This is a genomic window from Pseudomonas sp. R1-43-08 (assembly GCF_003852255.1).
In the GTDB taxonomy this organism is placed as follows: domain Bacteria; phylum Pseudomonadota; class Gammaproteobacteria; order Pseudomonadales; family Pseudomonadaceae; genus Aquipseudomonas.
This window is the reverse complement of sequence record NZ_CP027734.1, coordinates 4,034,320-4,060,672: the sequence shown is the minus strand read 5'-3', so window position 1 is coordinate 4,060,672 and position 26,353 is coordinate 4,034,320. Positions and strand designations below refer to the sequence as shown.

At 62.1% G+C, this 26,353-nt stretch carries 19 protein-coding genes, 1 other RNA gene and 1 pseudogene; 13 read left to right on the top strand and 8 right to left on the bottom strand.

Annotation, left to right across the window (positions count from 1 at the left end; genetic code table 11):
• The first annotated feature begins 1 nt into the window (after position 1).
• The 12 genes from smc (at position 2) to recR (ending at position 16,985) form a co-directional block, all read left to right on the top strand.
• Positions 2-3,490 (top strand): chromosome segregation protein SMC, encoded by a 3,489-nt coding sequence (smc, locus tag C4J87_RS18540; RefSeq protein WP_124367940.1) that lies wholly within the window; start codon positions 2-4, stop codon positions 3,488-3,490.
• 258 nt (positions 3,491-3,748) lie between these two features.
• Positions 3,749-4,612: a cell division protein ZipA gene (gene zipA / locus C4J87_RS18535; protein WP_124367939.1), complete on the top strand. Its 864-nt coding sequence runs from the start codon at positions 3,749-3,751 to the stop codon at positions 4,610-4,612.
• 87 nt (positions 4,613-4,699) lie between these two features.
• Positions 4,700-7,057, top strand: coding sequence for an NAD-dependent DNA ligase LigA (ligA, locus tag C4J87_RS18530; RefSeq protein WP_124367938.1), 2,358 nt, complete (start codon positions 4,700-4,702; stop codon positions 7,055-7,057).
• A gap of 162 nt (positions 7,058-7,219) precedes the next feature.
• Positions 7,220-8,386, top strand: a complete 1,167-nt coding sequence (locus tag C4J87_RS18525; RefSeq protein WP_124367937.1) for a putative zinc-binding metallopeptidase — start codon at positions 7,220-7,222, stop codon at positions 8,384-8,386.
• 224 nt (positions 8,387-8,610) lie between these two features.
• Positions 8,611-8,707, top strand: an RNA gene (gene ffs / locus C4J87_RS18520) — signal recognition particle sRNA small type.
• A 148-nt stretch (positions 8,708-8,855) separates the two neighbouring features.
• Positions 8,856-10,817: a hypothetical protein gene (locus C4J87_RS18515; protein ID WP_124367936.1), complete on the top strand. Its 1,962-nt coding sequence runs from the start codon at positions 8,856-8,858 to the stop codon at positions 10,815-10,817.
• Between the two features lie 156 nt (positions 10,818-10,973).
• Complete coding sequence (locus C4J87_RS18510) at positions 10,974-12,020, top strand: N-acetylmuramidase family protein (RefSeq protein WP_124367935.1); 1,047 nt, start codon at positions 10,974-10,976, stop codon at positions 12,018-12,020.
• A gap of 1 nt (position 12,021) precedes the next feature.
• Positions 12,022-12,612 (top strand): hypothetical protein, encoded by a 591-nt coding sequence (locus C4J87_RS18505; protein WP_124367934.1) that lies wholly within the window; start codon positions 12,022-12,024, stop codon positions 12,610-12,612.
• Positions 12,613-12,708: 96 nt separating this feature from the next.
• Entirely contained in the window at positions 12,709-14,766 is a 2,058-nt protein-coding gene (gene dnaX / locus C4J87_RS18500; RefSeq protein ID WP_124367933.1) for a DNA polymerase III subunit gamma/tau, read from the top strand.
• Positions 14,767-14,809: 43 nt separating this feature from the next.
• Positions 14,810-15,148, top strand: a complete 339-nt coding sequence (locus tag C4J87_RS18495) for a YbaB/EbfC family nucleoid-associated protein (RefSeq protein ID WP_124363899.1) — start codon at positions 14,810-14,812, stop codon at positions 15,146-15,148.
• 133 nt (positions 15,149-15,281) lie between these two features.
• Positions 15,282-16,316, top strand: a complete 1,035-nt coding sequence (locus C4J87_RS18490) for an NADP-dependent oxidoreductase (protein ID WP_124367932.1) — start codon at positions 15,282-15,284, stop codon at positions 16,314-16,316.
• A 66-nt stretch (positions 16,317-16,382) separates the two neighbouring features.
• Positions 16,383-16,985 (top strand): recombination mediator RecR, encoded by a 603-nt coding sequence (gene recR, locus C4J87_RS18485; RefSeq protein ID WP_124363897.1) that lies wholly within the window; start codon positions 16,383-16,385, stop codon positions 16,983-16,985.
• Between the two features lie 231 nt (positions 16,986-17,216).
• Here recR and C4J87_RS18480 read toward each other — a convergent pair whose 3' ends face one another.
• A complete protein-coding gene (locus C4J87_RS18480; protein ID WP_124363896.1) occupies positions 17,217-17,765 on the bottom strand; it encodes an adenine phosphoribosyltransferase in 549 nt (182 codons plus the stop codon).
• A 78-nt stretch (positions 17,766-17,843) separates the two neighbouring features.
• A pseudogene (gene fnr, locus C4J87_RS18475) lies at positions 17,844-18,577 on the bottom strand (fumarate/nitrate reduction transcriptional regulator Fnr).
• Positions 18,578-18,728: 151 nt separating this feature from the next.
• Here fnr and C4J87_RS18470 point away from each other — a divergent pair.
• A complete protein-coding gene (locus C4J87_RS18470) occupies positions 18,729-19,199 on the top strand; it encodes a hypothetical protein (protein ID WP_124367931.1) in 471 nt (156 codons plus the stop codon).
• Here C4J87_RS18470 and hemN read toward each other — a convergent pair whose 3' ends face one another.
• The 6 genes from hemN to ccoG form a co-directional block, all read right to left on the bottom strand.
• On the bottom strand, positions 19,200-20,582 hold the full coding sequence (hemN, locus tag C4J87_RS18465) for an oxygen-independent coproporphyrinogen III oxidase (RefSeq protein ID WP_124367930.1): 1,383 nt from the start codon (positions 20,580-20,582) through the stop codon (positions 19,200-19,202).
• A gap of 102 nt (positions 20,583-20,684) precedes the next feature.
• Positions 20,685-21,368 (bottom strand): sulfite exporter TauE/SafE family protein, encoded by a 684-nt coding sequence (locus C4J87_RS18460; RefSeq protein WP_124367929.1) that lies wholly within the window; start codon positions 21,366-21,368, stop codon positions 20,685-20,687.
• Positions 21,361-21,573: a cbb3-type cytochrome oxidase assembly protein CcoS gene (gene ccoS, locus C4J87_RS18455; protein ID WP_124367928.1), complete on the bottom strand. Its 213-nt coding sequence runs from the start codon at positions 21,571-21,573 to the stop codon at positions 21,361-21,363. Before ccoS ends, C4J87_RS18460 begins: the two co-directional genes overlap by 8 nt.
• 22 nt (positions 21,574-21,595) lie before the next feature.
• Positions 21,596-24,040, bottom strand: a complete 2,445-nt coding sequence (locus C4J87_RS18450; RefSeq protein WP_124367927.1) for a heavy metal translocating P-type ATPase — start codon at positions 24,038-24,040, stop codon at positions 21,596-21,598.
• A 123-nt stretch (positions 24,041-24,163) separates the two neighbouring features.
• On the bottom strand, positions 24,164-24,703 hold the full coding sequence (locus C4J87_RS18445) for a FixH family protein (protein ID WP_124367926.1): 540 nt from the start codon (positions 24,701-24,703) through the stop codon (positions 24,164-24,166).
• A gap of 15 nt (positions 24,704-24,718) precedes the next feature.
• Entirely contained in the window at positions 24,719-26,122 is a 1,404-nt protein-coding gene (gene ccoG / locus C4J87_RS18440; RefSeq protein ID WP_124363889.1) for a cytochrome c oxidase accessory protein CcoG, read from the bottom strand.
• Positions 26,123-26,353 lie beyond the last annotated feature (231 nt).

Here is a 26,353-nt window from a genome sequence, read left to right as displayed (position 1 = left end):
CGTGCGGCTCAAGTGCATCAAGTTGGCGGGGTTCAAATCCTTCGTCGACCCGACCACGGTGAACTTCCCCAGTAATATGGCGGCGGTGGTCGGGCCCAATGGCTGCGGCAAGTCGAACATCATCGACGCCGTCCGTTGGGTGATGGGCGAGAGCTCGGCGAAAAACCTGCGCGGCGAGTCGATGACCGACGTCATCTTCAACGGCTCCACCAGCCGCAAGCCGGTGAGCCAGGCCAGCATCGAACTGGTGTTCGACAACTCCGACGGTACCCTGGTCGGCGAGTACGCGGCCTACGCCGAAATCTCCATCCGCCGTAAAGTCACGCGCGACAGCCAGAACAGTTACTTCCTCAACGGCACCAAATGCCGTCGACGCGATATCACCGATATCTTCCTCGGCACAGGCCTGGGCCCGCGCAGCTACTCGATCATCGAGCAGGGCATGATCTCCAAGCTGATCGAAGCCAAGCCTGAAGACCTGCGCAACTTTATCGAGGAAGCGGCGGGCATCTCCAAATACAAGGAGCGCCGCCGCGAGACCGAAAACCGCATCCGCCGCACCCATGAAAACCTCGCCCGCCTGACCGACCTGCGCGAAGAACTGGAGCGCCAGCTGGAGCGCCTGCACCGCCAGGCCCAGGCCGCCGAGAAGTATCAGGAATACAAGGCCGAAGAGCGCCAGCTCAAGGCCCAATTGTCGGCCCTGCGCTGGCAGGCGTTGAACGAACAGGTTGGCCAGCGCGAGGCGATCATCGGCACCCAGGAAGTCAGCTTCGAAGCGCTGGTGGCCGAGCAGCGCAACGCCGACGCCAGTATCGAACGCCTGCGGGACGGGCACCATGAGCTGTCCGAACGCTTCAATCTGGTGCAGGGGCGCTTCTATTCGGTGGGCGGCGACATTGCCCGGGTCGAACAGAGCATCCAGCACGGCCAGCAGCGTCTGCGCCAGTTGCAGGACGATCTGAAGGAAGCCGAACGCGCGCGCCTGGAGACTGAATCGCACCTGGGTCACGACCGCACCTTGCTGCTGACCCTGGGCGAAGAGCTGGACATGCTCACCCCCGAACAGGAAATCACCAGCGCCGCCGCCGAAGAAGCAGCGGCGGCGTTGGAAGAGGCCGAAACCAGCATGCACGGCTGGCAGGAGCAGTGGGACACGTTTAACCTCAAATCCGCCGAACCACGGCGTCAGGCCGAGGTGCAGCAGTCGCGTATCCAGCAACTGGAAACCAGCATGGAGCGTTTGGCCGAGCGTCAGCGCCGTCTGCAGGAAGAGCGCGTGTTGCTCGCCGCCGACCCGGAAGACGCGGCGATCCTGCAGTTGAGCGAGCAACTGGCCGAAAGCGAAATGACCCTGGAAGAGCTCGAGGCCAGCGAAGCGCAGCAAGTGGAACGCCTTGAGCAATTGCGCCAGCAACTGCACACCGCAACCCAGGCGCAGCAGCAGGCCCAGGGCGATCTGCAGCGGCTTAACGGGCGGCTGGCATCGCTCGAAGCCTTGCAGCAAGCCGCGCTGGACCCTGGCACCGGCACCGCCGAATGGCTGCGCGACCAGCACCTGGCCGAACGCCCGCGCCTGGCCGAGGGTTTGAAAGTAGAAGCCGGTTGGGAGCTGGCGGTGGAAACCGTGTTGGGCGCCGACCTGCAAGCGGTGCTGGTGGATGATTTTGGCGGCTTCGACCTGGCCGGTTTTGCCCAGGGTGACTTGCGTCTGCTCAGCCCGGCCGCCGATGGCACGCGCGTGCCGGGCAGCCTGCTGGACAAGGTCGAGGCGGCGATTGACCTGTCGCCGTGGCTGGGCCAGGTCAAGCCTGTGGAAACCCTTGAGCAGGCTTTGGCCCAGCGCAGCCAGTTAGCGGCCGGCGAAAGCCTGATCAGCCGCGACGGTTACTGGGTCGGCCGGCACTTTCTGCGCGTGCGTCGCGCCAGCGAAGCTGAAAGCGGCGTATTGGCCCGTGGCCAGGAAATCGTCAACCTGAGCGCCGAGCGTGAAGAGCGCGAAGCCACCCTGGAAAGCCTGGAAACCGAACTGCAAACCCTGCGCGCTACCCAGCGCCAGCAAGAGACCGGCCGCGAACACCTGCGCCGTCTGTTGCAGGACGAGGCGCGCCAGCAAGGCGAACTCAAAGCCCAGTTGTCGGCGAGCAAGGCCAAGGTCGAACAGTTGACCCTGCGCCGCACCCGCCTTGACGAAGAAGTCGCCGAGATGGGCGAACAGCGCGCCCTGGAGCATGAACAGGTCGGCGAAGCGCGCCTGCACCTGCAGGAAGCCCTCGACAGCATGGCCCTGGACACCGAGCAGCGCGAACTGCTGCTGGCCCAGCGCGACAGCCTGCGCGAACGCCTCGACCGCGTGCGCCAGGAGGCCCGCCAGCACAAGGACCACGCCCACCAATTGGCGGTGCGCCTGGGCTCGTTGCGTGCCCAACATGATTCCACGCGCCAGGCCCTCGAGCGCCTGGAGATGCAGTCGGAACGCCTCACTGAAAAGCGCGAGCAACTGAGCCTCAACCTGGAGGAGGGCGAAGCGCCCCTTGAAGAGCTGCGCCTCAAGCTTGAAGAACTGCTCGACAAACGCATGAGCGTCGACGAAGAACTCAAGACCGCACAGATCGCCCTGGAAGACGCCGACCGCGAACTGCGCGACGCCGAAAAGCGCCGCACCGTGGCCGAGCAGCAGTCCCAGTTGATTCGCGGCCAGCTCGAACAACAGCGCATGGAATGGCAAGCCCTGACCGTGCGCCGCAAGACTTTGCAGGATCAATTGCTCGAAGACGGTTATGACCTGCACGGCGTGCTCAACACACTGACCGCCCAGGCCAACGAAAAAGACGCCGAAGAAGAACTTGAGCGGATTGCCGCGCGTATCCAGCGACTCGGTGCGATCAACCTCGCGGCCATCGATGAGTACCAGCAACAGTCCGAGCGCAAACGTTATCTGGATGCCCAGGACGCCGACCTGGTCGAAGCCCTCGACACCCTGGAAAACGTGATCCGCAAGATCGACAAGGAGACCCGCAACCGCTTCAAGGATACCTTTGATCAGATTAATGGCGGTTTACAGGCGTTATTCCCAAAAGTTTTCGGTGGTGGCAGCGCCTACTTGGAACTGACGGGCGAAGATCTACTCGATACAGGGGTAACGATCATGGCGCGGCCTCCGGGCAAGAAGAACAGCACCATCCATTTGTTGTCCGGCGGCGAAAAGGCCCTGACGGCGCTGGCGCTGGTATTTGCCATTTTCAAGCTGAACCCGGCACCGTTCTGCATGCTCGACGAAGTTGACGCACCGCTGGATGACGCTAACGTTGGACGCTACGCTCGGCTGGTCAAGGAGATGTCCCAGACCGTGCAGTTCATCTATATCACCCACAACAAGATCGCCATGGAAATGGCCGATCAGTTGATGGGCGTGACGATGCACGAGCCAGGCTGTTCGCGTTTGGTGGCGGTGGATGTGGAAGAAGCGATGAAGATGGTGGAATCCTGAGGTAAGGCAGGAAGGAATTTTTACGGCACGCCGTAGGGCGATTTACCGGTTTGGCAAAAGTGGCAAATGGACATATTTGTTCAAGGCATTTTGACAGACGGTGTAAAGTTATCTTTGGTCGTGCTAGTTTAATGTCAATTTTTCGTATGCGTGGGCAAAACGTCAGTCAGAACATAGAGTTGGCGCCACGTTTTAAAGCGGTTTGCACGGTGCTAAACCCCTTATTTTTCAGCATTTTTTATAGAGGCACGGGATTACATGGAAATCGGTCTGCGCGAGTGGCTGATCGTCATCGGCATCATTGTCATTGCCGGTATTCTTTTTGATGGCTGGCGCCGCATGCGCGGTGGCAAGGGCAAGCTTAAATTCCGCCTGGACCGGAACCTGTCCAACTTGCCCGACGACGACGGCAGCGCCGAGTTGCTGGGGCCTCCCCGTGTGCTGGACACCCACAAGGAACCGCAACTGGACGAGCACGACCTGCCGTCGATGAGCGCGCCGGTGCGTGAAGCCCGTGAGCCGTCGTCCAAGCGTGGCAAGCGCGGCAGTGCTGGCGTGGCCGAGCCGCATCAGGGCGACTTGAACCTCGATGTCGACGAAGGCCCGAGCTTCAGCAGCCGTGACGATGACTTCCCGGATGAAAACGCCGGCAAGAACGCCCCGCGCCAATCGGTCAATGATCAGCCGGCCGCTGAAGAAGTGCTGGTGATCAGTGTGATCTGCCGCGATGCCGGTGGCTTCAAAGGCCCGGCGCTGTTGCAGAATATCCTTGAAAGTGGCCTGCGCTTTGGCGAGATGGATATTTTCCACCGTCACGAAAGCATGGCGGGTAACGGCGAAGTGCTGTTCTCCATGGCCAACGCGGTCAAGCCGGGCACGTTCGACCTGGACGATATCGACCTGTTCAGCACCCCGGCGGTCAGTTTCTTCCTCGGCCTGCCAGGCCCGCGTCACCCGAAACAAGCGTTCGATGTGATGGTGGCTGCAGCGCGCAAGCTGTCCCAGGAACTGAACGGCGAGCTCAAGGACGACCAGCGCAGCGTGCTCACCGCCCAGACTATCGAGCATTACCGTCAGCGCATCGTCGAGTTCGAGCGTCGCGCCCTGACACAGAAACGCTGAGGATTGCGCTTCGGCGTTGTCAGTAGAATAAGCGCACTAACATATTGAGCAGCTTCGGCTGCTCTTTTGCTTTATGAGAGAACACCCATGACCGCCGCCCATACCCGCATCCTTGAACTGCGCGCTGAACTGGATCAGCACAACTACCGCTACCACGTCCTCGACGAGCCGAGCATTCCGGACGTCGAGTACGACCGCTTGTTCCATGAGCTCAAGGCCCTGGAGGCCGAGCATCCGGAACTGGTGACGCGTGATTCGCCGACGCAGCGGGTCGGCAGTGCGGCGCTGTCGGCGTTCACCCAAGTCAGGCATGAAATCCCCATGCTCAGCCTGGGCAACGCCTTCGATGAAGCGACCATGCTCGAATTCGATCGGCGGGTGACCGAGGGGCTGGACCTGCCGGCCGGTGACCTGTTCGCCAGCGTCGAATACAGCTGCGAGCCGAAGCTGGACGGCCTGGCGGTCAGCCTGCTGTATCAGGACGGCGAGTTGGTACGCGGCGCGACCCGAGGCGATGGCACCACCGGCGAAGACATCAGCGTCAATGTGCGCACCGTGCGTAACATCCCGTTGAAGCTGCACGGCAGCGGCTGGCCGGCCACCCTGGAGGTACGCGGTGAAGTGTTCATGTCCAAGGCCGGGTTCGAACGCCTGAATGCCTCACAACTGGAGGTTGGCGGCAAAACCTTCGCCAACCCGCGCAATGCGGCCGCCGGCAGCCTGCGCCAACTGGATTCGAAGATCACCGCCAGCCGCCCGCTGGAATTCTGCTGCTATGGCATCGGCCAGGTGACGGCGGATATCAGTGACACCCATATCGGTAACCTCAAGCAGTTGCAGAAGTGGGGCATGCCGATCAGTCATGAACTGAAACTGGCCAAGGGCATTCAGGAATGCCTGGACTACTACCGCGACATCGGCGCGCGGCGTAACAGCCTGTCGTATGAAATCGACGGCGTGGTGTTCAAGGTCAACAGCATCGCCTCCCAGCGTGAACTGGGCTTCCGCGCCCGCGAGCCGCGCTGGGCCATTGCGCATAAATTCCCGGCCATGGAAGAGCTGACCGAGTTGCTCGACGTGGAATTCCAGGTCGGTCGCACCGGCGCCGTCACGCCCGTGGCACGGTTGAAGCCGGTCAAGGTGGCGGGCGTGACCGTGTCCAACGCCACCCTGCACAACATGGACGAAGTGGCGCGCCTGGGCCTGATGATCGGCGATACAGTAATCATCCGCCGCGCCGGGGATGTGATCCCGCAGGTGGTGTTGGTGGTGGCCGAGCGTCGCCCGGAGCACGCCCGCGCCGTGCAGATCCCCGAGCACTGCCCGGTATGCGGTTCCCATGTGGAGCGCACGCAGCTGGTCAAGCGCAGCAAGGGCAAGGAAACCGTCAGCGAAGGCGCGGTGTACCGCTGCGTCGGGCGCCTGGCCTGTGGCGCGCAGCTCAAGCAGGCGATCATTCATTTCGTCTCGCGCCGCGCCATGGACATCGACGGCCTGGGCGACAAGACCATCGAGCAACTGGTGGATGAAAAACTCATCGGCTCGCCCGCCGACCTCTACAAGCTCAAGTACGAGCAGATCATCGACCTGGAAGGTTTTGCCGATATTTCCAGCAAGAAGCTGATCGCCGCCATCGAAAACAGCAAGACGCCGACCCTGGCGCGGTTTATCTACGCCCTGGGTATTCCCGATGTGGGCGAGGAGACCGCTAAGGTGCTGGCGCGCTCCCTGGCCTCCCTCGAGCGTGTGCAGAAGGCATTGCCGGAGGTGCTGACATACTTGCCGGACGTGGGCCTGGAAGTGGCGCACGAGATCCATAGCTTCTTTGAAGACAGCCATAACCAGGACGTGATCGGCGCGCTGCTCTCGCCCGATGAATGCGCCCTGCAATTGCAGGAGCAGGGCGACCTGAGCGCCGAATTCGCCGCCAGCACCACCCTGGGCGGCCTGCTCGACAAGCTGCACGTGCCCTCCGTGGGGCCGGGCGCGGCGCAAAAACTGGCGGACAAGTTCGGCAGCCTCGAAGGCGTGATCAAGGCCGACTGGCTGGACATGCGCCAGGCCCTGCCCGAAAAACAGGCCAAGGCCGTGCGTGAGTTCTTCGACAATCCGGACAACGCCCGCCATGCCCTGGCCATCGAGCAGCAGCTCAAAGACTTCGGCATGCACTGGCAGAGCGAGAAGAAGGTCGTCGAAGGCCTGCCGGAAGCCGGGCATACCTGGGTGCTCACCGGCTCCCTGGAGTTGATGAGCCGCGACGTGGCCAAGGACAAGCTGGAAAGCCTCGGCGCCAAGGTGGCCGGTTCCGTTTCTGCCAAGACCCATTGCGTGGTGGCCGGGCCCGGCGCTGGTTCCAAGTTGGCCAAAGCCAGCGAACTGGGGCTTAAAGTGCTGGACGAGGAGGCCTTCGTCGCGTTCCTGGCCGGGCACAATATCCCCGTATGACGATCGTTCCCACGCTCCGCGTGGGAATGCCACCCCGGACGCTCCGCGTCTGCTCTTCCAAGGCATGACGCGGAGCGTCACCGTATGCATTCCCACGCTGAGCGTGGGAACGATCCTGCGAGGGAAATGATCTAGTCTCAGTCATCCCAGGGAAAGATCGCCATGTTCCGCTACTTCGACCAGCTCAGCTCGCGTATCGCTGCACCGTTCATGGCCGGATCTTCGCGTAACAGCAAGGTATGGCAATGCCGCTGCGGCCAGTCGTTGTTCTTTCGCAACAGCCAATGCCTGGCCTGCTCGGCGCTGCTGGGCTATCACCCCTGGCAAAGTCGCCTGTCCTCACTGCAGCCCGGCCCCGCAGTCGGCACTTGGCTCATGGACGACAACCTCGACGCCGGCGCCTTTCGCCGGTGCGCCAACCTCGAGACCCCGGCCGCCTGCAACTGGCTGATCCCGGCGCACAGCACCTTTCCCTTATGCGTGGCCTGCAGCCTGAACCGTACCATCCCCGACTTGTCCGTCCCGGAAAATCCCGAACGCTGGCGCAAGGTGGAAACCGCCAAGCGCCGACTGGTGGCGCAACTGATCAGCCTGGGCCTGCAGGTGGTGCCCAAACGCGTCGACGAAGACACTGGCCTGGCATTCGACTTCGTCGGCGTCGACCTGCAAGGCAATGCGCCCACCACCGGTCACGCCAACGGCCTGATCACCCTCGATATCAAGGAAGCCGACGACGCCCATCGGGAAAAGATCCGCGTGCAGATGCGCGAGCCCTACCGCACGTTGCTCGGGCACTTTCGTCATGAGGTCGGCCACTATTACTGGGATCGCCTGATCGCAGGCAGCCATTGGCTTGAGCCGTTTCGCAGGCTGTTCGGCGACGAACGCGCCAGTTATGCCGACGCGCTCGACCAGCACTACCAGAACGGGCCACGTCCGGACTGGCAGCAAAACTGCGTCAGCGCCTACGCGACCATGCACCCTTGGGAAGATTGGGCCGAAACCTGGGCGCATTACCTGCACATGATGGACGCGGTCGACACCGCCTTGGGCTTCGGCATGAGCGCCCGCGAGATGGACCTGGATTACCAGCCGTTCCCCCTGACCACGCTGTACGACCCCGAGCACCCTGGCGGTGCGGCGTTCCTCTCCTTCGTCAACGCCTGGATCGAACTGGCCGGCATGCTCAACGAATTGTCGCGCAGCATGGGCCAGCCGGACTTTTACCCCTTCGTGCTGCCGCCAGCGGTGATCGCCAAGCTGCACTTCATCCACCTGGTAATCCAGGAAGAGGGCGGCCGGGCCGATGAGGTCCTACAGGCACAATGATCAGCCAGTGTGGGAGGGGGCTTGCTCCCGATGACGGAGTATCAGCCTACTCATCAGTGGCTGACCCACCGCCATCGGGAGCAAGCCCCCTCCCACATTGGATAGCGTCATTGTTGAAGGCCATGGCAAGTACTTGAAGCTTCTCATTTTTTACGGTTGTAACTTCCGATGAGATCGGTACAATGGCCCCGCTTGCCGAGAGGCCAGCGTCGTTATGGTGACCCCATCGGTCCCCCCGCAACGATTACCCGTGAACCTGGTCAGAGCCGGAAGGCAGCAGCCACAGCGGGAACATTGTGTGCCGGGGTGTGGCTGGTGGGGTTGCCTCCATAACGCTCCTTCCTGTAGTACCCTTCTCTGAATCCATATCCCCAGCCAATCATCTGTGACGCTTGTTGCACAGTTCATGACGGCTATTTCACCGCGAGTGGCATACTCCCAAGCGTTTCTCCCCTGGCTATGAGGCTGTATGCATTCGGAACATTTTGATCTATCCAGCCCTGTATTCCTGCCGATCACGGACGAAACCTGTGCGGGTTTGTTGGGCGCCGACGCTGCCAATGCGCTCGTCGCCCTGAGCGAGCCAGAGCTGGCAGCGGTGCTGGTGATCCAGAATCTTGCGCAAATGCCGGAAAACGAATTGAGCGCGGTGGGCGCTGAACGGGTGCTGGCCAAGCTCATTGGCTGGGCGGTGGATGCCAGGCATTCAGCCACCGTCAGCTTGCTGTCGGAAGCGCAGCGGCTGTTTGATCCACGCAAGCTGTACTTCGGCCTGAATGTGGTCAAGAGCCTGAAGTTGCGTTTCCTGCTGGCCGATGAAGTCCTGGCGCGAACCTACCTGTTGCCCGACGGAAAATGGGACGTCGAATACAAAGTTCGTCACCTCAAGGCCAACAACCCGTTCCGCCAGCAGATGGTCACGCCCAGGCACCGCGAGCGCTGGTTGAGTGCCGAGCAGGACAAACTGGTCAGGACCTTTCGCGCCAACCTGAACGAAGACCTGCACGTCCAGGGGTACGCCGGCATTGGCAAGAGTCACCTGCTGGTGGCGCTGATGGAGCACTTGCGCCCCGAAAAGACCCTGCTGCTGGCACGTACGCCGGCCAAGCTCGAGACCCTGCGCGCACGCATGGTGGGCACGCGGGAGCGAAAGGCCGGGCACACCTTCCAGGCGTTCGCGCATGCCTTGTTGCATGGCCCCAGGCCGCAGCCGGTGAATACGCAAGTGCGCGTCCCGAGCAAACAGGCACTGGCCCAGCAATTGAACATCTTCGGTTTTCGTCGCCTGGAAGGGCAGGCGGTGCTGGATGTGTGCCTCAAGGTGCTTGAAAGCTACTGCCGCTCCTGGGATTACAGCCTGTCGGCCAAGCATCTGCCGCATTTCAAGCAACCGTTGTCCTCTGTCGATGCCCAGGCGCTGGTCGAATATTCCAGCCGGTTATGGGGCTACCTGGAGGCGAATGCGGCCTGGAGCAGCCACACCGGGTTCGAAGCCTTGTTGATGATCAAGCGCGCAAGCCTGGCGGGCAGTGTGGTGCCTGACCGCTATACCCATGTGCTGATTGACGAGAGCCAGGACATTCCGGCGCCCTTGCTGCAAATCATCGAACGCGGTCGCCAGGTGCTGATTACCCTGGGCGATGAGTATCAGCAGGCCAGCGGGGTGATGGTCAGGCGTGCCCGTGAGGTTCGTCACACGGATGTGAGCTACTCCGTGCGTTCCGGGCGCAATGTCGAGCGCCTGGTCAATCCGCTGATCAGCCAGCACTCCGAGAAAAGCAAGGTGCTCTTCGAAGGCGCGCGGGACGCTGATGTCGGTATCGAGCTGTATCCCCAAGGCTTCGTACCGCCACCCGGCTGCGTGGTGCTGACCGCGTCCCACTGGGACACCATGAAATGGCTCATCCAACTGAGCGAAGAGCGTTGTGCCTGTGCCTTTCCCAGCAATGAGGCGCAGCAGGACCTCAAGCACTTCATGGACACCGTCATTGCGCTGTTCAAGCCAGAGTTCTATGGCAGCGAGCACAGTGACCGCGGGCCCCATCCGTTTTTCAGCGATCTGGCCGACTGGCAGCAAGTGCGCGACGCGTGCCGGTTCGATGAGGCATTCCTGTGGGTCGAGGCCGAGCTGGAAAAAGGCTTCAACGTCGCCGACGTGACCCGCTTGAACAGGCTGAGCGGCCATCCGGGCGAGCGCTGTTTATTGATGCTGGCCCAGGACGCTGGCGGCATGGAATTCGATCAGGTGTTGCTCACGCCTGAGCTGTTGACCAATGTGAAATTCAAGGACGCCTATGCGTTCGATCAGCGCCTGTGCGCGGTGTATATCGCCATTTCCCGGGCCACAACGCAGCTTTATCTGCCCTATGACGTGGTCGAGTGGATCGACTACCACCAGTACCAGAAGACCCGTGACGTGCATGGCTACTGAGTGATTTACCCTGGCTGATTCACAACTTTCCAAACCCCCTCTGGACAACCCCAAACCACCTTGTTAGCGTGCGCCGGCTGCTTGTTTCGGCGTATGCCAACGGCGCGGATCGGTATTGAAGTGCTCTCACTTCTTTAACTCACAAGGATGTCTGTCATGAAAAGCCTGCAAGGGTTGCCTCGTCTTATCAGTGCCTCGGTCGGCGCGCCCGGTAAAGCTCGCAACTTGCCTGCCGATGTTCAGTGCATCCAGTATTTATTCAACCTGATCATCCCCAAAATGGGTTTCCCCCTGCCCGAAAACGGCAAATGCGACGGCCAGTTGGTGCAGTGCATCAGCCAGTACCAGTTCCGTCATCTCAAATATGCCCACCCCGATGGCGTCATCGACCCCACCGGGCGTACGTTCAACAGCTTGATCGAAGAGGCGGTGAAGGTGCCGGTGCAGGCCTTCCCGACCACGCGTATTCCGAGCTTTCTCAACGCGTTCGGCAATAACAATGCCGATGCGGTGCAGGCCACGGTCAATGTCTACCTCAACCAGGTGCGCGCGGTGATCGAGGCCGAACGGCGTAACCGGCAGCTGATGATGCAGGCCACCTGCGACGGCGGCACGACGCTGAGCGAAACGGACTTCCAGAACGCTGCCAAGCAACTGGGCAACGGTATCTCGGTGAATGTCATCAAGGCATTCGCCACCGTGGAGTCGGGCGGGAAGGTGGGCTTCGGGCCGGCCAAGTTGCCGATCATCGCCTTTGAAGGCCATCAATTTCGCAAATACACCAAGCACATCTACGACCAGGCGCACCCGCTGCTGTCGTACATCTACAAGAAAAAAGCCGGGCCGCAGTGGCAGGCCAACAACAAGGATCAGGTCAAGGCCTGGGAAACCATGGCCACTGCGTTTGCGCTGGACCAGGAAGCAGCGTTGATGTCGGCCTCGTGGGGCATGTTCCAGATCATGGGGTTCAATTTCGCGTCGTGCGGGTTCAAGACGGTATTTGAGTTCGTAGCGTCAATGAAAGTGAATGCCGGCAATCAGCTCAAGGCCTACCTGGCCCTTTGCGGCAAAAATACCGCGTTGATGAGTGCGATGAAAAACAAGGACTTTACCGCCATGGCCCGCAACTATAACGGTGAGGACTATGGCAACTACGACGTGCTGATGAAGCAGGCCTACGACCTACTGGAAGGGAAGAAATAAGATGATTCGTTTTCTGGCGGTAGGTGTGTTGTCGCTGTGCGCCGTGGTGCCGGCCCTGGCAGGCTCGGCCGCGTTGCATTCGGGTAAGTACGAAGGGCTGATGCTGGCAGTGACGCCGCAGCAGCAGGTCGAAGGGTTCTACTCGGAAAGCCTGGGCGAGGGCGTGACGCGGGGCTGCAGGTTTTTTCTGCAGGGCACGCCCGCGGCGCTGACCACCTGGCTCGATGTGGCGTATCCCGGCAGCGTGGCGGCGGCGTCCGACGGGGTGAGCCTGACCGTGGCGCAAGGCCGTCAGCATCCTGGTTGCATCAATGTGTTGATGCCAGAGATTGCGACGGGCCTGGAGCTGAGCCAGACCGCCAGGAAAAAATGGATCGGTTTGGTGACTGTATCGGCCGACAAGGCTTACCTGTTGAAAGCCCCGGGTGCCAAAGCCGCCAAGCGACCCTACATCGTCAAGAATGATGTGGTGGGGGTGCTGGCCTTCAAGGACGGCTGGGCGCAGGTCGAGTTCATCAATGCCGATGACCGTTCGTTCACGGGCTGGATCAGCCAGGAGCAGTACGCACGCTTGGTGGCGCCGAAGATTTAAACCGGCGGGAGGCGACTTTATGAGCGTGCCGGATGCAATTTCCCCCCTGCTCCGCTAGCATTACCGGCTTCCGCTTCCCAGTTGCGACGGTTTTCGATGAGTTATCAGGTTCTTGCACGTAAATGGCGCCCGCGCTCGTTCCGCGAAATGGTCGGCCAGACCCATGTGCTCAAGGCTCTGATCAATGCCTTGGACAGCCAGCGGCTGCACCACGCCTACCTGTTCACCGGTACGCGCGGGGTGGGCAAGACCACGATTGCGCGCATCATCGCCAAATGCCTGAATTGTGAAACCGGTATCACATCGACCCCTTGCGGCACCTGTTCGGTGTGCCGCGAGATCGACGAAGGGCGTTTCGTCGACCTGATCGAGATCGACGCCGCCAGCCGCACCAAGGTCGAAGACACCCGCGAGCTGCTCGACAACGTGCAGTACGCGCCGAGCCGTGGCCGCTTCAAGGTCTACCTGATCGACGAAGTGCACATGCTGTCCAGCCATTCCTTCAACGCGCTGTTGAAAACCCTGGAAGAGCCGCCGCCCTACGTCAAATTCATCCTGGCCACCACCGACCCGCAGAAACTTCCTGCGACGATTTTGTCGCGGTGCCTGCAGTTCTCCCTGAAGAACATGACCCCTGAGCGGGTGGTCGAGCATTTGACCCACGTGCTGGGCGTCGAGAATGTACCGTTCGAAGACGACGCGCTGTGGCTGCTTGGCCGCGCTGCCGATGGCTCGATGCGTGATGCCATGAGCCTCACCGACCAGGCCATCGCCTTCGGAGAAGGCAAGGTCCTGGCCGCCGATGTGCGCGCCATGCTCGGCACGCTGGACCACGGCCAGGTGTTCGACGTGCTGCACGCGCTGATCGAGGGCGACGCCAAGGCGTTGCTCGAAGCCGTGCGCCACTTGTCCGAGCAGGGCCCGGACTGGAACGGTGTGCTCTCGGAAATCCTCAATGTGCTGCACCGCGTCGCCATCGCCCAGGCATTGCCTGAGGGTGTCGATAACGGCCATGGCGACCGCGACCGCGTGTTGGCGCTTGCCCAGGCGCTGCCGGCCGAAGATGTGCAGTTCTATTACCAGATGGGCCTGATCGGCCGCCGTGACCTGCCCCTGGCGCCGGACCCGCGAGGGGGCTTCGAGATGGTGCTGCTGCGGATGCTGGCCTTCCGGCCCGCCGACTCGGCGGATGCGCCGAGACAGCCGCTAAAGCCAGTGGGGATCAGCCAGGCCACAGTTGATTCCGCCAAACCAGTGGCTGGCGCGGCGGTGGTTGCGCCAGTAGTGGCTGCGCCCGCAGCGGTTCCCGAGCCTGTGGTTGCCGCCCCGGTGGCCGCGCCTGAAGCGGTTATCGAGCCAGAACCAGAGCCGCAAGTCGCCCCGGTGGTCGATCTGCCCTGGAATGACCCGGTTGAAGCGCCCGTCGAGCCCGAGCAACAGCCCGCCGTGGAGCCGGTCCTGGACACCACCGGCGAGCAGCCGGAGTTGACCCCCATGCCCACGCCAACCCCGGACAGCGTGGTGCCGGATGCGCCGGAGTGGGTATCCGCGCCTGTGCCCGAGCCGACTGTCGCCCAGGTTGAGGCGGCCACCCCCGGTATCGACTTGGACGACGAACCGCCGCTGGACGAAGACTACATCGAGCCGGACATGGATTCGGCCTACAGCTACCTGGACGAACTTGCCAGCGAACACACCGCCGAGCCGGCCCCTGAGCCGGAGGCGGAGCCTGCCGCCGCCCCGGCCACCGGCCTGGCCCTGCAATGGCTGGAATTGTTTCCAAAATTGCCGATCTCCGGCATGACCGCCAGTATCGCGGCCAACTGCACGTTGATTACCATCGACGGCGACCACTGGCTGCTGCACCTGGACCCGGCCCACAGCGCCTTGTTCAATGCCACTCAGCAGCGCCGGCTCAATGATGCGCTCAACCAGTACCATGGGCGCACGCTGACCATCGCCATCGAGTTGATCAAGCCCGAGCAGGAAACCCCGGCCCAGGCTGCGACGCGTCGGCGCCTGAACCGCCAGCGCGACGCCGAGGCGTCGATCCAGGCTGATCCGCTTATCCAACAAATGATGCAACAGTTCGGTGCGGTCGTCCGTCACGATACTATTGAACCTGTCGAAGCCCCGGCGCCCCAGGCGTCATGAACCGGGCGACTAATTTGATCCACGTACTTTTGAGGTGATTCCCATGATGAAAGGTGGCATGGCCGGCCTGATGAAGCAGGCGCAGCAGATGCAGGAAAAGATGGCCAAGATGCAGGAAGAACTGGCCAACGCCGAAGTCACCGGTAAAGCCGGTGGCGATATGGTCAGCGTGGTGATGACCGGTCGTCACGACATCAAGCGCGTCAGCATCGACCCCAGCCTGCTCGAGGGCGTCAGCGATGACGACCGCGAAGTGCTGGAAGACTTGTTCGCCGCTGCCGTCAACGACGCCGTGCGCAAGATCGAAGCCAACAGCCAGGAAAAAATGGGCGGCGTGACCGCTGGCATGCAACTGCCACCGGGTATGAAGCTGCCGTTCTGATTGACCGGCTTTGCGCTGCACCCGAATGCCAGGCCTCGTGCCTGGCATTTTTGTATGTGCCTATTGGATCTGAACCCTGGCGCAACAATCAGGGTCTGCACCCTATACGCATGCATTCGCTAAGGAGCCCCTGATGCCTCAAGAACCGACGCTCAACCAACGCATCGTCCTGGTTTCACGCCCTCAAGGCGCGCCAACCCCGGAAAATTTCCGCCTCGAACGGGTAACCCTGCCAGAGCTGGAGGACGGCCAGGTGTTGCTCAAGACGCTCTACCTGTCCCTGGACCCCTACATGCGCGGACGCATGAGCGACGCGCCGTCCTACGCCGCGCCGGTGGAAATCGACGAGGTGATGACCGGTGGCGCTGTCAGCCGTGTCGAGCAGTCACGTCATCCGAAATTCGAAGTGGGCGACCTGGTCGTGGGCTCCACCGGCTGGCAAAGCCACAGCATCAGCGATGGTCGCAACCTGATGCCGGTGCCCAATGGCTTGGCGAGCCCGTCGATGGCCCTGGGTGTGCTGGGCATGCCAGGCATGACTGCCTACATGGGCCTGATGGACATCGGCCAGCCCAAGGCCGGTGAAACCCTGGTCGTGGCGGCTGCCTCCGGTGCGGTGGGCTCGGTGGTGGGCCAGGTCGCCAAGCTCAAGGGTTTGCGCGTAGTGGGGGTTGCTGGCGGTGCGGACAAGTGCCGCTACGTGGTGGATGAGCTGGGCTTTGATGCCTGTATCGACCACAAGGGCGCAGATTTTGCCAACGAGCTGGCGCAGGCCTGTTCCAGCGGCGTGGACATCTACTATGAAAACGTCGGTGGCAAGGTGTTCGATGCCGTGCTGCCGCTGCTCAACCCCAAGGCGCGGATTCCGCTCTGCGGGCTGATCGCCGGGTATAACGCCCATGAAGCGCCAAGCGGCCCGGATCGCCTGCCGGCGCTGCAACGCACCTTGCTGACCAAGCGGGTGCGCATTCAGGGCTTTATCGTGTTTGACGACTACGGTGATCGTCAACCCGAGTTCCTGAGCGCCATGGCGCCTTGGGTGCGCGATGGCAAGATCAAGTTCCGCGAAGACGTGGTCGACGGCCTGGAGCAGGCACCTGAAGCCTTTATCGGTTTGCTCGAGGGACGCAACTTCGGCAAGTTGGTGGTGCGCGTCGCACAGGATTGAGCATTTGACGCTAATCCGAGGCGCGGGTATAAACCGCGTCTCGTTGTTTTGTCGGACCCTTCGCCCATGAGCTTCAGCCCCCTGATTCGCCAACTGATCGACGCCCTGCGTACCTTGCCGGGCGTCGGCCAGAAAACCGCCCAGCGTATGGCGCTGCAATTGCTGGAGCGCGATCGCAGCGGCGGCACCCGTTTGGCCCAGGCCTTGAGCCAGGCCATGGAAGGCGTAGGCCACTGTCGCCAATGCCGCACCCTGACCGAAGAAGAACTCTGCCCGCAATGCGCCGACCCACGTCGCGACGACACGCTGCTGTGCGTAGTGGAAGGGCCGATGGATGTGTACGCGGTGGAGCAAACCGGTTACCGCGGGCGTTATTTCGTGCTCAAAGGCCATTTGTCGCCGCTCGATGGCCTGGGGCCGGAAGCCATCGGCATCCCGCAACTGGTGGCGCGGATTGAAGAGCAGGGCACCTTCAGCGAAATCATCCTGGCGACCAACCCGACGGTGGAGGGCGAAGCCACGGCGCATTACATCGCCCAATTGCTGAGCAACAAAGGGTTGATCACCTCGCGTATCGCCCATGGTGTGCCCCTGGGTGGCGAACTTGAACTGGTCGACGGCGGCACCTTGGCGCACTCCTTCGCCGGTCGTAAGCCGATCGCCCTCTAACGACCACTGCAAATACCCAATGTGGGAGGGGGGCTTGCCCTAATGCCAGTCAGTTAAGGCTTTTCGTAGGAGCGAGCTTGCTCGCGAAAAACTCACAGGCACCGCGTTCATTCAGAAAGCACGCGTTATCGTTGACGTTTTTCGCGAGCAAGCTCGCTCCTACAGACGGCGGTGTACGCTTAACTGACTGGCATTAGGGCTTGCCCCCGATGGGGCCAATGAGGGCACTACTTATCGCTCGGTCAGGGCAAACTGCGTCAGGCAAAACGTCGGGATGCCCATGTCTTCCAAGCGCTGCGACCCACCCAGCTCCGGCAAATCGATGATCGCCGCGGCTTCAAATATTTTCGCGCCCATGCGCCGCACCAGGTTCGCCGCAGCAATCAGGGTGCCGCCCGTGGCGATCAAGTCATCGAACATCAGCACCGAGTCACCTTCGCACAGGCTGTCGGCATGCACTTCAAGGAAGGCTTCGCCATATTCGGTCTGGTAACCCTCAGCCAGGACGTCGGCCGGCAGCTTGCCTTGCTTGCGGAACAGGATCAGTGGCTTGTTGAGCTGGTAGGCGATGATCGAGCCGATCAGGAAACCGCGCGCATCCATCGCGCCGATATGGCTGAAATCGGCTTCGACATAGCGTTGGGCAAAGCTGTCGGCGACCAGGCGCAGGGCACGGGGTGATTGGAACAATGGCGTGATGTCACGGAAGATTACCCCAGGCTTGGGGAAGTCGATGACGGGGCGGATCAGGGATTTGATGTCGAACGAATCGAAAGTCATCGTCGAAGAGTCCTGGGCGGAAAACGGACTCGAAGTATACCTGCGGCCTCGCGGGTTCGCTTGGCCGCAGACCCTGGATCACATTTCCAGGGAACCGCCGGCCAGCGCGCACAGCTGGATGGGGTCGAGGATATGCACTTCCTTGCCCTCGGCGGCAATCAGTGCATTTTGCTGGAAGCGGGTAAATACGCGGGACACGGTTTCCACTGCGAGGCCCAGGTAATTGCCGATTTCATTGCGCGACATGCTCAGGCGGAACTGGTTGGCCGAAAACCCGCGGGCGCGGAAACGCGCCGACAGGTTGACCAGGAACGTCGCGATGCGCTCGTCGGCGGTTTTTTTCGACAACAGCAGCATCATCTGTTGATCGTCACGAATCTCGCGGCTCATCACGCGCATTAACTGACGGCGCAATTGCGGCAGTTGCAAGGCCAGTTCATCCAGGCGCTCGAAGGGGATTTCGCATACCGACGTAGTCTCCAGCGCCTGGGCCGACACCGGATGAATCTCGGTGTCCATCCCGGACAGCCCGACCAGTTCGCTGGGCAAGTGGAAGCCAGTGATTTGCTCTTCGCCGCCGTCGCTGAGGCTGAACGTCTTCAACGCCCCGGAACGTACTGCATAAACGGAATCGAACTTGTCGCCCTGGCGAAACAGAAACTCGCCTTTCTTCAGTGGTCGGCCGCGTTTAACGATGTCGTCCAGCGCATCCATGTCTTCCAGATTCAATGAAAGTGGCAGGCAGAGGGGGCCAGGCTGCAATCCTTGCAGTGGGCCTGCCCGTGAGCGCGCTGTTTAACTGGCTCGGACATTTCTTAAATCCTTGTGGGAAAACACACATAAGACGTAAGGGTAACGCACTGGAGGGCGGCGAGGCCAGCGCCAACGAGAAACCGTCGGCGGTCTAAAGATTCTGCGCGTGAGGTCGATACAGGGGCACATCCATTAGACGGAACCCGGATCATGTCTGTTATCAGTGCCTACAACCCTGCTGTCCGCGTCCCGTTTGTGCCTGATGCAAAGGCGGCGAGCGAGGCCGACGAAAAGGTACCGGCGATTGAAGAAAAAACCACGCCAACCAAAGTGGTTGAAGGTGTGACCGTGACTATTTCCACTGCTGCCTTCCAGGCTGCAGGCGCGGCCAAGAGCAGCAATTCGGACATCGATGACAGCGGCCTGGACGACAACGTCAAGCAGGTACTGAAAATGATCCGCCAGTTGAAGCAGCAGATTGCCGAAAAACAAGCCGAGCTGGCGGCGGTAGCCGCTGCCAATAATCTTTCCCCTGAAGAGGCTCGCGCCCGTACCAGCGCGCTGCAGAGCGAGATCAGTTCGCTGCAGGCGGGCCTGATGTCCGCTCAGACATCGCTGGCCAAGTCGATGAAGGGCATGAGCGCCGAGGACTCGATGAAAGCCGCCTCGCTGTCGATGTAATCAGATCACCCGCGAGAACCGCTGCCGGTTCTGGTGCTCGAGGTATGCATCGAACACCATGCACACCGAGCGCACCAGCAGGCGCCCGGCCGGCAGCACGCGGATGCCCCGGGCATCCAGCTCGATCAGGCCGTCCGCGGCCATTATCTGTAACTGCGGCCACAGCTCGTCGAAATAGCCGCGAAAATCGATATTGAACCTCTGCTCGATGCCCGCGAATTCCAGGCTGAAATGGCAGATCAACTGCTGGATCACGTCCCGCCGCAGACGGTCGTCGGTGGTACAGATCAGGCCGCGACTGGTGGCCAGTTGCGCACCGGCCAAGGCGTTCTGGTACTGGTTGAGGTCGCTGCTGTTCTGGCAATACAGGTCGCCGATCTGGCTGATCGCTGAAACCCCCAGCCCAATCAAATCGCAATGCCCGTGCGTGGTGTAGCCCTGGAAATTGCGTTGCAGCGTGCCTTCTTCCTGGGCGATGGCCAGTTCGTCATCCGGCAGCGCAAAATGATCCATGCCGATGTAGCGATAACCCGCCTGGGTCAACTGCTCGATGGTGGTTTGCAGCATCAGTAATTTTTCTGCCGGCGAGGGCAGGTCTTCGGTATGGATCCGCCGCTGCGGCATGAAGCGCTCCGGCAAATGCGCGTAGTTGAACACCGACAGGCGGTCCGGTTGCAGGCCGATGACTTCCTCCACGGTGCGCGCAAAATTGAGTGGCGACTGCTTGGGCAGGCCGTAGATCAGGTCGATATTGATCGAGCGAAATTGCAGGGTACGCGCCGCGTCGATCACCGCGCGGGTTTCTTCCAGGCTCTGCAGGCGATTGACCGCCCGTTGCACCTCGGGGTCGAGGTCTTGCAGGCCGACGCTGACGCGGTTGAAGCCCAGTTCACGGAGCAGGCCCATGGTTGCCCAATCGGCTTCGCGAGGGTCGATCTCGATGCCGTAGTCGCCCGAATCGTCCTCCAGCAGATTGAAGTGCTGGCGCAGGTGGGTCATCACCTGGCGCAGCTCGTCATGGCTGAGAAAGGTCGGTGTGCCGCCCCCCAGATGCAGTTGCTCCACCGGCTGTTTCGGGTCGAGGTGGCAGGCCACCTGCTGGATCTCTTGCATCAGGCGTTGCAGGTAGGCCTGGGCGCGACCACGGTCCTTGGTGATCACCTTGTTGCAGGCGCAGTAGTAGCAAATGTTGGCGCAGAACGGCACGTGCACATACAGCGACAACGGCCGTACGGCCTTGCGACTGTCGCGCAGCGCATGGAGCAGGTCGAAGGAGCCGACCTGGCTGTCGAATTGTACGGCGGTGGGGTAGGACGTGTAGCGCGGCCCCGCCAGGTCGTAGCGGTGAATCAGATCTGTGTCCCAACGAATGGCGTCGAGCATGCGCGCGGTCCCCCGGATTGGCTAGTCGGCCGAGTCTAGGGGCAGGGTGGGGAGGGCATGTTGATTTGCATCAACGGGGAGCGGCGCTATGCCACAGGCGTGTCAGTGCCCCATCAGCCAGTGCTGGTGCGGCCCAGGCAAGGTCCAGAGGCCGAACAACACCACCAGCACACCACCGGCCATGCGCACGCTGCGCTTGCGCAATAGCGCGGTGACACGTTCGGCGGCCAGCCCGGTCGCCAGCAACACCGGCCAGGTGCCTAGGCCGAACGCCAGCATCAGCAACGCGCTGTCCAGTGCATTGCCCTGGCTGGCGGCCCATAGCAGGGTGCTGTAGACCAACCCGCACGGCAACCAGCCCCACAGCGCGCCCAGCAGTAGCGCGCGAGGCAGGCTTGAGACCGGCAGCAAGCGGTTGGCAACCGGCTGGATATGCCGCCACAGGCCGCGACCGAGGCGTTCGACTCGGGTCAGGCCGCTCCACCAACCTGCCAGGTACAGGCCCATGCTGATCAGCAGCAACCCTGCGAGCACGCGCAGGAACATCGCCCCCGGGCTGTTGGCCACGGCCCAGCCGGCGAAGCCGATCAGCAACCCCGCCGAGGCATAACTGAGGATGCGCCCCAGGTTGTACGCCAGCAGCAGGCGAAACCGACGGCTGCGCTGCTCGGGGGGAATGGCCAGGGTCAGCGCCCCCATCAAACCGCCGCACATGCCCAGGCAATGGCCGCCGCCGAGCAGGCCGAGGATCAGCGCAGAGACCAGCAAAGGCGCCAGCTCAAGCATGGGGCGGCTCTTTGGGCGGCTGCTCGGTACGGTTGGCTTCGTCGACAGCGGCCAGGTGATTCGGGTCCTGGTCGTCGAACAGCACGCTGTGGGCCGGGCCGTCGAGGTCTTCGTACTGGCCGCTGTCCACGGCCCAGAAGAAAATGTAGATGGCCACGCCCACTAACAGCAGCGCCGCCGGAATCATCACGTATAGAGCTGGCATCTGCACTCCATGCCCGCGCGGTTCAAGCCGGCAGCGGGCGGTTTATCAAGGGGGCACTGGCGGCCTGCGCGCTGGGCAGGCGCGTCAGGCGCAGGGCATTGAGCACCACCGTCAACGAGCTGAGGGACATGCCGATGGCCGCCCAGATGGGGGTGATCCACCCCAGGGCCGCGAACGGCAGCATCAGGCCATTGTACAGCCCTGCCCACAGCAGGTTTTCGATGATCACCCGGCGTGTGCGTCGCGCCAAGGTAAAAGCCTGCACCAACGCCTCCAGGCGGTTGGACAACAGCACCGCGTCGGCGCTGGTTTTTGCCAGGTCGGTGGCCGAGCCCATCGCCACGCTGATATCCGCAGCGGCCAATACCGGCACATCGTTGACACCGTCGCCGAGCATCAGCACCTTGCGGCCTTCCCGGTGCAGGCGCTGCAGCACTTGCAGCTTGTCGTCGGGGCGCAGGCCACCGTGGGCTTCATCGATGCCCAGCTCAGACGCGACACTGGCGACCATCGGCGAGCTGTCCCCCGACAGCAGCAACGTGCGCCAGCCGCGCGCCTTGCATGCGGCAAGCAGGGCTGGTGCATCGCTGCGCAGGCGGTCGTCGAGCACAAACCAGGCGAGCGCGCCGCGTTGATCCCCCAACAGCAGCCATTGTCCGGCTTCGTCTGGTGAGGTGGGGATGGGGGCGCCACTGAGTTCACAGACAAAAGCGGCTTGGCCGATGCGCATCAGGCGTTCGCCCACGCGACCTTCCAGGCCCAGGCCGGGGCTGCTCAAGACGTCATCGGCAGCCAGGGGGGCACGGCCGAAGGCGCGGGCAATCGGGTGTTCGGAACGATTTTCCAGCGCGGCGGCGAGGCCCAGGCACTGTTCGCTGTCCAGCTCGCCCAGAGGCCGGATGGCCCTCAACGCCAGGCGCCCTTCGGTGAGCGTGCCGGTCTTGTCGAAAATCACCGTGTCGATCTGGTTAAGGCCTTCCAGCACATGGCCACGGGTCAGCAGCAAGCCAAGGGTGTGCAGCGTGCCGGTGGCGGCGGTGAGGGCGGTGGGGGTGGCCAGGGACAACGCGCACGGGCAGGTCGCTACCAACATGGCCAATACAATCCAGAACGCCCTGGAGGCATCGAGCTCCCACCACACCAGGCCGATTACCGCAGCCGCCAGCAGGGAGCCCAGCAGAAACCACTGTGCGGCGCGGTCGGCGATTTGCGCCAGGCGCGGTTTTTCGGCCTGGGCACGCTCCAGCAGGCGCACGATGGCCGACAGGCGTGTGTCGTGGCCCAAGGCGCGCACTTGGACGGTCAGCGCGCCTTCGACGTTGAGCGTGCCGGCGGTGACGGCATCGCCGACCTGCCGGGGCTGCGGCAGGTATTCGCCGGTAAGCAGGGATTCGTCGACGCTGGATTGGCCTTCGAGAATCACGCCATCCGCTGGCAGCACCGCGCCAGGGTGGACCAGCACCCGATCATCCAAGGTCAGTTCGCCGAGCAGGATGCGCTCGCTCTGCCCATCTGCGGTCAGGCGCAGGCACGAGGCGGGCAGCAGGTTGACCAACTGCGCGGTGGCGGCAGCGGTGCGTTCGCGGGCACGTCGCTCCAGGTAGCGGCCGGCCAGCAGGAACAGCGCGAACATGCCGACCGCATCGAAGTACAACTCGCCCACGCCGGTGATCGCGGTCCAGATGCCCGCCAGATAAGCCCCGCCGATGGCCAGGGACACCGACACGTCCATGGTCAGGTGGCGCGTGCGCAGGTCGCGCAGCGCCCCTTTGAAAAACGGCGCACAGCTGTAGAACACGATGGGGGTGGTCAGAAACATCGCGACCCAGCGCAGGATGACATGCAACTCGGGGCTGAGGTCGATATTGAATTCAGGCCAGGTGGCCATGGTCGCCATCATGGCCTGGAACCACAGTAACCCGGCAACGCCCAGTTGGCGCAGGGCCAGGCGATTCTCGCCGGCCAGTTGTTCGGCGGCACGGTCCGCTTGATAGGGATGGGCGGCATAGCCGATATGGCGCAGTTCACTGAGCACCTGGCTCAACGGTAGCTGCCCGTCGGCCCAGCGCACGTGCAGCCGGTGGTTGGACAGGTTCAGCCGCGCCTCGGCCACAGCGGGCAGGCTGCGCAGGTGTTTCTCGATCAACCAGCCACAGGCCGCGCAGCTGATGCCTTCCATCAGCAGGGTGGCTTCGGCGAATTCGCCGGTGTGGCGTACGAAAGGCTTTTGCACATCGGCGCGATCGTACAGCGCCAATTCATCGATAAGCTGCACCGGCAGCGCTTCGGGGTTGGCCGAGGCTTCGCTGCGGTGCCGGTAATAGCTTTCCAGCCCGCCTGCCACAATCGCCTCCGCCACCGCCTGGCAACCCGGGCAGCACAGTTCGCGGCGCTCGCCGAGGATTTGTGTGGTGAACCGGCTGCCGGAGGGGACGGGCAGGGCGCAGTGGTAGCAGGGGGTGATCATGGTTCGGGATCTCAGATCGTTCCCACGCTCTGCGTGGTAACGCCTCGCTGGACGCTCTGCGTCCGCTTTTATGGCGCTGAGCGCCACGGGCTGCATTCCCACGCGGAGCGTGGGAATGATCAGTTACTTTTTCAGGTCTTCGGCACCCTGCAACGGCTCATCGCCGAGCAACAAGTCTGTGTCGTGGCTGACCTCTTCTTCTTCGAACAGGCGCCAGGTCTTGTCGCCTTCCACGCCGAGCACTTCCACGAAGCGGCGCCCTTCGACCTTGTCGGTGACCTGGCCGATGTAGCGGCCCGGTTCGCTGGCGCTGCGGGTCAGGTTGATCTTGCGATCCTTCGCCGGCTGGGTCGGGGAGATCAGGTTCAGCTCCAGGGTGTTCGGGTTGCTGTAGCCGGTGAGGTGCAGCTCGACTTCTCCGGTCAGCGCGTCCAGGTGCAGCTTGCCGCGCAGTTGCAGGGTCTGGGCCAGGCGTTCGCGGTCCAGGGAGCGGTTGATGCCTTTGCCGGCCTCGTAATAGTTGTCGTTGACCAAGTTGTCCGGGTGGTTCACCGCGATGGTCACCATGGACAAGGTCAGGGTCACTGAGCAGGCGAGGATCGCGATGATGATCCAGGGCCAGAGGTGCTTGTACCAGGGGCTTGCGGCAGTGGTTACGGGCATTCTCGTGTTCCCTGTCTAACGGACTTGTGGGCCGATGAATCGGCTCTTGGCTTCAATGCGGACGCTGTTGTCGTCGGCGTCCTCAAGGATGAACGTTACCTCGTTGGTGCTTGACGGCAACTGCTCGGGCGCACTCGACAATTCTACCGGCATGCTGACGATGTCGCCGGCGGCCACCTTGATTTCGCGTCGGCCTTGCAGCTTGAGGTCGGGCAGGCCGGCAGCGTCGAGCACGTAGGTGTGGTCGCGCTGATCCTTGTTCATGATTTTCAGGCTGTAGACGTTTTCGATGCGCCCTTCGGCGTTTTCGCGGTACAGCACGCGGTCCTTGCTCACGTCGAAGCCCACCAGCGAACGCATGAAGAACGCGGCCACCAGCAGGCTGATCATCGCCAGCAACACCAAGGCGTAACCGATCAGGCGCGGGCGCAACTTGTGGGTTTTCTGTCCGGACAGATTGTGCTCGGTGGTGTAGCTGATCAGGCCGCGTGGGTACTCCATCTTGTCCATGATGTTGTCGCAGGCGTCGATGCAGGCAGCGCAGCCGATGCACTCGATCTGCAGGCCGTCGCGGATGTCGATGCCGGTGGGGCACACCTGCACGCACATCGTGCAGTCGATGCAATCGCCCAGGCCCTGGGCCTTGTAGTCGACCCCCTTCTTGCGCGGGCCACGCACTTCGCCACGGCGTGGGTCGTAGGAAACGATCAGCGTGTCCTTGTCGAACATCACGCTCTGGAACCGCGCATAGGGGCACATGTAGATGCACACCTGTTCGCGCAGCCAGCCGGCGTTGCCGTAGGTGGCGAGGGTAAAGAAACCCACCCAGAAATACGACCAGCCGTCGGCCTGGCCGGTGAAAAAGTCCAATACCAGTTCGCGGATTGGCGAGAAGTAGCCGACAAAGGTCAGGCCGGTGACAAAACCGATCAGCAGCCACAGCGTGTGCTTGCTGAATTTGCGCAGAAATTTGCTGACGCCCATGGGCGCCTTGTCCAGCTTGATGCGCTGGTTGCGATCGCCTTCGGTAACCTTTTCGCACCACATGAAGATCCACGTCCACACGCTTTGCGGGCAGGTATAGCCGCACCAGACGCGGCCGGCGTAAACCGTGATGAAGAACAGGCCAAACGCCGCGACGATGAGGATGCCCGACAGCAGGATGAAATCCTGAGGCCAGAAGGTTGCGCCAAAAATAAAGAACTTACGCTCCGGCAGGTTCCACCACACCGCCTGGTGGCCGCCCCAGTTCAGCCACACCGTGCCGAAGTACAGCAGGAACAGGCCGGCACCGCCGAGCATGCGCAGATTGCGGAACAGCCCGGTGAAGGCGCGAGTGTAGATTTTCTCTCGTGACGCATAGAGATCGACGGTTTTGGCAGGCGGGGTAACGTCGTGTACCGGTATCTGGTTGCTCATCATTGCATCCCACGGCGGTGGAGATTTGCCTCGGCCAGTACGTGCCAACCGGGGTCAAATTAAGGATGTTGCAGTGGCCTCATGATACGCCCCCGGTGGTGCGTGAAGGGTGCGACCTTTGGTCGCGTTGGGGGAAATCAATTGATGGTGTACGTGATCTGGATCAATTGACTTGTGAAGTATGGTTGGTTTTGCGGCTACGGTGGGGTGGAGGGCCCTGATGCTGTTCAG